Source organism: Mesorhizobium sp. M1312, assembly GCF_040318115.1.
GTDB lineage: Bacteria > Pseudomonadota > Alphaproteobacteria > Rhizobiales > Rhizobiaceae > Mesorhizobium.
In genome coordinates this window covers 20,898-27,419 of the sequence record NZ_JAMYLQ010000048.1, presented here as the reverse complement: position 1 = coordinate 27,419, position 6,522 = coordinate 20,898, and the positions used below count along the sequence as shown (strand labels likewise).

Sequence of the window (6,522 nt, the reverse complement as noted above, 5' to 3'; positions counted from 1 at the left end):
GCCGCAGCAGGCGCTCGACCTCACCAGAGCTCATTGGCAGATCGAGAACGGTCTGCATTGGATGCTCGACGTACACCTCGATGAGGATCTCAGCCGTGCCCGCAAGGACAATGCTCCCGCCAATACAGCCCTCCTCAATCGGCTCGCCAGAAACATCCTGCAAGCCGCCGATGCTCCCAACGTCCCTATCAGCCATCGCATCAAGAAATGCGCCTGGAATGACGACTACCTCATCAATGCCATCACTCATATGCGATAGCCCTGCCCCTTGTGGGGAGGGTTAGGGTGGGGTCCATCTTCGCAAGAATTCCAAATGCGATTGCCCTGCCCTAGCGGGGGAGATTGGATGCCGCGTCGGCTTTCGCCAGCCACCAACGCTGGAGAGGAGCCAACAGGCGCGCAAATGTCGACAACGGATAGTTCTGCTTCTCGACCTATCCTACAATGCGTCGACGCCGTGAACGCTGCCGGATCGCCGGCGGCGAGTTCGCCGGTGGAGCGATGCCCTTCAACACATAGCCAACCGCCCTGCGCAGCGTCGTTTCGTCTTCGTTGAGGCGATTGGTCAAAAGATGCGTCCAGGCAAAGGAGGCGACCAGGTCGGCGACGAGCGTGGAATCGACGTCGGCCGCCACTTCGCCTCTTGCCTTGGCGCGTTCGATCATCTGGCCGGTATGGGCATGGCGTCCTTTTGTGTAGTCGACAAGCACGGCGGCTACGGTCGCATCGGACTGCGCCTCGGCGATCAGCGATCTGAAGACGCTGCCTGACGACGTGTCATGCCAGTGCGAGAACAGGTTCTTCAGGAAGCCGACGAGATCATCCTCGAGGTTTCCGGTATCGGGGTTCTCGACGCGCTTTAGCCGCTGATAGACGTCGAACAGCAAAGCGGCCTTGCTCGGCCACCAGCGATAGATCGTAGGCTTTCCAGCACGCGCCCGCCGCGCCACCGCTTCGATCGAGAAGCCGGAATAACCGGCCTCGACCAGCACCGCCTCGGCGGCGTCGAGAATGGCGTCGGCGCTGTCGGGGTTGCGCCGCGCGCCAGTTGATTTGCGGGCCCGATCTGCGTCCTCACCCATCTGCTTTTTTCCTTATCGGCAAGTTTTCCTCAGCATGCATATACGACCTCTTGACGAAACGGAACGGCCCGTTTTATTTAACGGAACGTTTCGTAACGATAAGGAGAGAACCAATGACCTCGACCGCCGCCCGCTTCTCGCGCCTCCGCTTTGCCCTGCTGGTGCTTGCCGGCGTCTATCCGCTGATCACCGCCATCCTCTATGTCGTGTTCCCGCTGACCGAAGAGTGGGAGATCTGGCAGCGCACGCTGGTCATCGCCCCGCTGATGGTCGCGATCATGATCTGGGGCCTCATTCCGGGCGTGCAGAAGATGTTCCGGAGGTTCCTCAATCCTGCCCAATGAAGGAAGCGTGGTGCAGGCAGTTCGGTGTGTCCGCAACGGTCGGGAAAACACCCTTGCACCGGCGCCCGCTATCGGGCAAACCGGCGTTCCCCTTGCGATTTTCCCGCCCGAGGTCTTCATGTCAGCCACCATTTCGCCGCTCGCGCCGAAGAAATATCCTAAAATGCCTGACATTGAGGGCGTCCGCATCGCCACCGCCAAGGCCGGGATAAAGTACAAGAACCGCACCGATCTGCTGACCATGGTCTTCGATGCCGGAACCACGGTCGCCGGCGTGTTCACCAAGTCAAAATGCCCGTCGGCGCCGGTCGATTTCTGCCGGCAGAATCTTGCGCAGGGCAAGGCGCGCGTCCTGGTCGTCAATTCCGGCAACGCCAATGCCTTCACCGGCAACAAGGGCCGAGCCTCGACGGCAATGACCGGCGAGGCTGCAGCCAAGGCTGCCGGCTGCACGCCGGACGAGGTGTTTCTGGCCTCGACCGGCGTCATCGGCGAGCCGCTGGATGCCGGCAAGTTCAGTCATCTGCTCGCCGGACTGGTCAAGGACGGCAGGCCGGACCTGTGGACCGAAGCCGCCAAGGCGATCATGACTACGGACACCTATCCGAAACTGGCGACCGCGACGGTGAAGCTCGGCGACACTGACGTCACCATCAACGGCATTGCCAAGGGCGCCGGCATGATCGCGCCCGACATGGCAACGATGCTCTCCTTCATCGCCACCGACGCGCCGATCGCAGCCCCCGTGCTGCAGGATCTTTTGTCGCGCGGCACGGCCAAGACCTTCAATGCGGTCACCGTCGACAGCGACACCTCGACCAGCGACACGCTGCTGATGTTCGCCACCGGCACCGCATCCAGGCGCGGCGCGCCTGATATCACCGATGCCTGGGATGCGCGCCTCGGCGCCTTCCGCCGCGCGCTTGGCAAAGTGCTGAAATCGCTGGCGCTGCAAGTGGTGCGCGACGGCGAGGGCGCGCGAAAACAGGTCGAGGTCACCGTCACCGGCGCGAAATCGGCGCGCTCGGCCAAGCGCATCGCGCTGTCGATCGCGAATTCGCCGCTGGTCAAGACGGCGGTCGCCGGCGAGGACGCCAATTGGGGTCGCGTCGTCATGGCCGTCGGCAAGGCCGGCGAACCGGCCGACCGCGACCTTCTGTCGATCTGGTTCGGCGACATCAGGCTGGCGCATGAGGGCGAGCGCGACGCCGCCTACTCAGAGGAGGCGACATCGGCCTACATGAAGCGCGACGAGATCCGCATCCATGCCGATATCGGCATCGGCCGCGGCAAGGCGACGGTGTGGACTTGCGACCTCACCAAGGAGTATGTCGCCATCAACGGCGATTATCGGAGCTGATGGCATTGGTTTCCAGACATCCGGCAAGCGTGCTTGCCATCGTGCGCCGCTACGAGGCGGCCGGCTTTCGCGCCTGGCCGGCGGCGGCCGTCCATTATGACGGCACCTGGGTGGTGCGGCTGACGGCGGGTCATCCGGCCAAGCGGCTGAATTCGGTCAATCCGCTCGATCCCGGCGACATCCAGCACATTGCCGAGCGCATTGGCCGCGCCAGCCGCCGTTTCGACGCCTATGGCCGGCCATTGACCTTTCGCATATCGCCGCTGTCGGGGCCGGTCCTTTCCAAACATCTCAACGGCGAAGGCTGGAGCACATTCGACGAATCGCTGGTGATGCGGCTGCCGCTCGCCGACGCCCAGCTCGACGCCGCCATGGACCAAATCCCGCTGAAGGACATCAGCCGCTTCATCGGCGCGTCGCTCAAGGTGAGCGGCTCGGATGTGTCGCTGCGGCCGGGCCTGTCGGAGATCATCGGCGCAATCCAGCCGGAAGCCGGGCTGTTCGCGCTCGAAAAGGGTACCGAACCGCTGGCGACGCTGATCTGCGTTCACGATGGCGATCTTGCCGGGCTGTTCGAGGTCGCCACCGACAGATCGGTGCGCAACCAGGGCCACGGCCGCCACCTCATCCTGTCGGCGCTGAAATGGGCACGGCTGCGCGGCGCCCGCGAAGCCTGGCTGCAGGTCGAGGCCGACAATGCGCCGGCGCTGGCGCTTTATCGTTCGCTCGGGTTCGACGAAGTCTATCGTTACCACTATCGCCGGCCACCCGGCGCATGACCGGCGTGAACCCTGTCGGCAAGCGCCTGCTCCTGGTCGCAGCCTGCGCGCTGGTCGATACCGACGGCCGCGTGCTTCTGGCGCAGCGGCCCGAAGGCAAGCAGCTCGCCGGCCTGTGGGAGTTTCCGGGCGGCAAGGTCGAGCCCGGCGAGACGCCGGAGGAATGCCTCATCCGGGAGTTGTACGAGGAGATCGGCATCGAGACCGATATTCCCTGTCTGGCGCCGTTCACCTTCGCCAGCCATTCCTACGATGATTTTCACCTGCTGATGCCGCTGTTCGTCTGCCGTCGCTTCCGCGGCATCGCGCAGCCGAAGGAGGGGCAGGTGCTGAAATGGGTGCGGCCGCGCCAGATGCGCGATTTTCCGATGCCGCCGGCCGACGCGCCGCTGATCCAGTTCCTCATCGATCTTCTGTGATTGTGCTGTCCGAGACTTAGACAACGTTAATGGAAGATTTATCTTGCCGTGAAAAATTGACGGCATGGAAATCGAAGGAAGGCCGTGTTCAGGCCTTCGCCGGAGAGCGGTTGCATGAGCCTCGACAGGGACTGGGATTCGATCCGACCCGACCGCAGCTTTAGCGCTGTCCATGCCGGCATGGGCATATTGCGGATCACGCTTTTGTTCGGCTCGGCCGCTGTGGCGCTGGCCTTGATCGCGACGCCCTTGCTCGACAGCCGGACGCGATCCGCCCGTGACCATTTTGTCGGCGGCCTCGACGGAATGAGCACAGGATCGATTGGGAGCCCAGGATCGCTCGGGAGCACAGGCTCGACCGGAAGCACGGGCTCGATCGGACGGCATGTTACCTACACGCTGCGCAGGAGCGTGCTGCAGCCGCTGCCCAGTTCGATCTGCGTGATACGCGACAATGGCAAGCGCAGCGGCGACTGCTGACATGGTTTAAAGCAGCCGTTTCACCGCCTGTTAAGCCTGTGCCATTAACCTTTCTTAATAGGTTGGCGCTAGGCTTCCGGCAAGCGGGATCGACGGCCATGAGAACATTGCTGCAACGATTTATGAAAGACGAGACCGGCGCGACGGCCATCGAATATGGGCTGATCGTGACCGTGCTGTCGCTTACCATCATAGGCGGCATCGGCCAGGCCGCTGACGCAATGGCGTGGCTGTTCAGCGACAATTCCAGCAAGCTTGTGAACGCTTTCGCGCAGTGATCGCGACCGGCCCGCCGCATCCATAGAAATTCGGTCGACAGAATCCGGTCAACGCCCGCCGGGGTTTTCCAGTATTGTCTTCAGCGATATTTTCGCCGAGCCCGGCTTCAGCGGTTTTTGCTGCGAGGCGTCGGGCGCCCAGCCTGACATCCAGACGATCGGAAAACTCGCCCTGACGCGACCATCGGCATCCGAAAACCGCTCGGCGTAGATTTCGGCGACGCGGGCAAACAGCCTTCGCGTGCCCGGTCGCCTGCTGCGGTCGACGAGCGCGCTGGTCTCGCCCATCCCCCGCAGGTCCGCCATCAGGCCGAACAGGGAATCGTAGCGCACCGTCACCGTCTCGACGTCGGCGACGGGCAAGGCCAGGCCGGCGCGTTGCAAAAGCATGCCGGCGTCGCGCACGTCGGTAAACGGGATGACGCGCGGGCTGGCGCCGCCGTAAAGCTCGGTCTCGGCGGCGAGCAGGCTTTCGCGCAGTTCGGAAAGCGTACCGGCACCGGCAAAAGCGCCGAGGAAAAGACCATCGGGCTTCAGCGCGCGGCGGATCTGCACCAGCATGCCGGGAATGTCGTTCATTGCCTGAAGGGACAAAAGAGACACGGCGAGGTCGAGGCTTTCCGGCTCGAACGGCACGGTTTCCAGTGGCGCCACCAGTCCCGCTGCATTGTCCAGGAACGCCGGGTCCGGCTCCACGCGCACGATGTCCGCCACCTTGCCGCTCGTCGCGAGCACGTCGACCGCCGCCGGCGTCTGGCAAAACAGCACGGCCGCTCTGTCGAATTTACGCTCGACGGCGCCCAGCCGCTCGGCAAGCTCCTCGGCCGCCCGCCGCATCAGGAAATCCGCGCCGGCAGCCGGACGGGCGAGCGCCCGGCGCTTGTGCGCCAGCCAGAGAGAAGTGTCGACTATAGGTTGCAACTGATGGTTCCTGGTTTCCGCTGTCTGATATAGGGTGGCGGATGAGCAACCACGTGGCCGATCCAATGCCAGATATCAAGAGTATCGCTCGAAAGACATTGGACTGGCCGGCGCGCATCCTGTTTCCGCCGGTTTGCGCCGGCTGCCGACGGCATGTCTCGCAGCCTGGCGTGCTGTGCGGCACCTGCTGGCCGAAGCTCAGGCTTCTGGAGCGGCCATGGTGCCCGGTGATGGGCACGCCGTTTATCCATCACATGGGCGAGGGGTTCCTGTCGGCGGAGGCGATCGCCGACCCGCCGCCCTTCGAGCGCGCGCGGGCCGCGGTCGCTTACTCCGGTGTCGCCCGCCAGATGGTGCAAGGATTGAAATACCAGGATCGCACCGATCTGGCGCCGTGGATGGCGCGCTGGATGCTGCGCGCCGGTGCCGAACTGCTCGCTGAAGCCGATGTGGTCGTGCCGGTGCCGCTGCACTGGCGGCGTTTTTTCAGGCGCCAGTTCAACCAGTCGGCGGAACTGGCAAGGGCGGTATCGCAGCTTGGCGGCTTGCCTTTTGCGCCCTCCGCAGTCAGGCGCGTCAAACTCACCCGCCAGCAGGTCGGGCTGGAGCGGCGGGAACGCGAGGAGAATGTGCGTGCTGCATTCAGAGTGCCGGAGAAGGCGGAAATCGAGATCGCCGGCCGCCGGGTGCTCTTGGTCGACGACGTCTATACCACCGGCGCCACTGTCCGCGCGGTCGCCAAGGCGCTGAAGAAGGGCGGTGCCGGGACGGTCGACGTGCTGACCTTTGCGCGCGTGCTGCCGGGGGACTTTCGGGCCGATGAGTCCGCGACTATATAGATTGAAGAAAGGCAGGATTG

General features: G+C 63.8%; 9 protein-coding genes and 1 pseudogene. 8 read left to right on the top strand and 2 right to left on the bottom strand.

From position 1 onward, the window contains the following. Positions 1-259, top strand: a pseudogene (locus tag NKH36_RS32490) (ISAs1 family transposase); the annotation flags it as partial. Between the two features lie 175 nt (positions 260-434). On the opposite strand, the gene NKH36_RS32485 reads toward NKH36_RS32490, so the two are convergent. Continuing rightward, positions 435-1,082, bottom strand: a complete 648-nt coding sequence (locus tag NKH36_RS32485) for a TetR/AcrR family transcriptional regulator (RefSeq protein WP_352964873.1) — start codon at positions 1,080-1,082, stop codon at positions 435-437. Between the two features lie 113 nt (positions 1,083-1,195). Here NKH36_RS32485 and NKH36_RS32480 point away from each other — a divergent pair, with 113 nt between their 5' ends. From NKH36_RS32480 to NKH36_RS32455, 6 genes are all read left to right on the top strand, one after another. After that, positions 1,196-1,426 (top strand): putative antibiotic biosynthesis monooxygenase, encoded by a 231-nt coding sequence (locus tag NKH36_RS32480; RefSeq protein ID WP_292213988.1) that lies wholly within the window; start codon positions 1,196-1,198, stop codon positions 1,424-1,426. 118 nt (positions 1,427-1,544) lie between these two features. Continuing rightward, a complete protein-coding gene (gene argJ, locus NKH36_RS32475) occupies positions 1,545-2,786 on the top strand; it encodes a bifunctional glutamate N-acetyltransferase/amino-acid acetyltransferase ArgJ (protein WP_352964875.1) in 1,242 nt (413 codons plus the stop codon). Then, entirely contained in the window at positions 2,786-3,565 is a 780-nt protein-coding gene (locus NKH36_RS32470; RefSeq protein WP_352964878.1) for a GNAT family N-acetyltransferase, read from the top strand. The genes argJ and NKH36_RS32470 overlap by 1 nt, the downstream gene beginning before the upstream one ends. Then, complete coding sequence (locus NKH36_RS32465; protein WP_352955426.1) at positions 3,562-3,984, top strand: (deoxy)nucleoside triphosphate pyrophosphohydrolase; 423 nt, start codon at positions 3,562-3,564, stop codon at positions 3,982-3,984. Before NKH36_RS32470 ends, NKH36_RS32465 begins: the two co-directional genes overlap by 4 nt. Positions 3,985-4,098: 114 nt before the next feature. Then, entirely contained in the window at positions 4,099-4,464 is a 366-nt protein-coding gene (locus NKH36_RS32460; protein WP_352964880.1) for a hypothetical protein, read from the top strand. A gap of 98 nt (positions 4,465-4,562) precedes the next feature. After that, positions 4,563-4,742, top strand: coding sequence for a Flp family type IVb pilin (locus tag NKH36_RS32455; RefSeq protein ID WP_352964882.1), 180 nt, complete (start codon positions 4,563-4,565; stop codon positions 4,740-4,742). Between the two features lie 48 nt (positions 4,743-4,790). Here NKH36_RS32455 and NKH36_RS32450 read toward each other — a convergent pair whose 3' ends face one another. Then, positions 4,791-5,663 carry a methyltransferase domain-containing protein gene (locus tag NKH36_RS32450; protein ID WP_352964884.1) on the bottom strand — a complete coding sequence of 291 codons (873 nt, stop codon included), beginning with the start codon at positions 5,661-5,663 and terminating at the stop codon, positions 4,791-4,793. Between the two features lie 53 nt (positions 5,664-5,716). Here NKH36_RS32450 and NKH36_RS32445 point away from each other — a divergent pair, with 53 nt between their 5' ends. Continuing rightward, a complete protein-coding gene (locus NKH36_RS32445; RefSeq protein ID WP_352964923.1) occupies positions 5,717-6,502 on the top strand; it encodes a ComF family protein in 786 nt (261 codons plus the stop codon). The last annotated feature ends 20 nt before the right edge of the window (positions 6,503-6,522 follow it).

What these genes read in the sequence shown, in the direction of transcription:
- NKH36_RS32485 (WP_352964873.1), bottom strand. Translation starts at nt 1,082, where the DNA reads ATGGGTGAGGACGCAGATCGGGCCCGCAAATCAACTGGCGCGCGGCGC.
- NKH36_RS32480 (WP_292213988.1), top strand. Translation starts at nt 1,196, where the DNA reads ATGACCTCGACCGCCGCCCGCTTCTCGCGCCTCCGCTTTGCCCTGCTG.
- argJ (WP_352964875.1), top strand. Translation starts at nt 1,545, where the DNA reads ATGTCAGCCACCATTTCGCCGCTCGCGCCGAAGAAATATCCTAAAATG.
- NKH36_RS32470 (WP_352964878.1), top strand. Translation starts at nt 2,786, where the DNA reads ATGGCATTGGTTTCCAGACATCCGGCAAGCGTGCTTGCCATCGTGCGC.
- NKH36_RS32465 (WP_352955426.1), top strand. Translation starts at nt 3,562, where the DNA reads ATGACCGGCGTGAACCCTGTCGGCAAGCGCCTGCTCCTGGTCGCAGCC.
- NKH36_RS32460 (WP_352964880.1), top strand. Translation starts at nt 4,099, where the DNA reads ATGAGCCTCGACAGGGACTGGGATTCGATCCGACCCGACCGCAGCTTT.
- NKH36_RS32455 (WP_352964882.1), top strand. Translation starts at nt 4,563, where the DNA reads ATGAGAACATTGCTGCAACGATTTATGAAAGACGAGACCGGCGCGACG.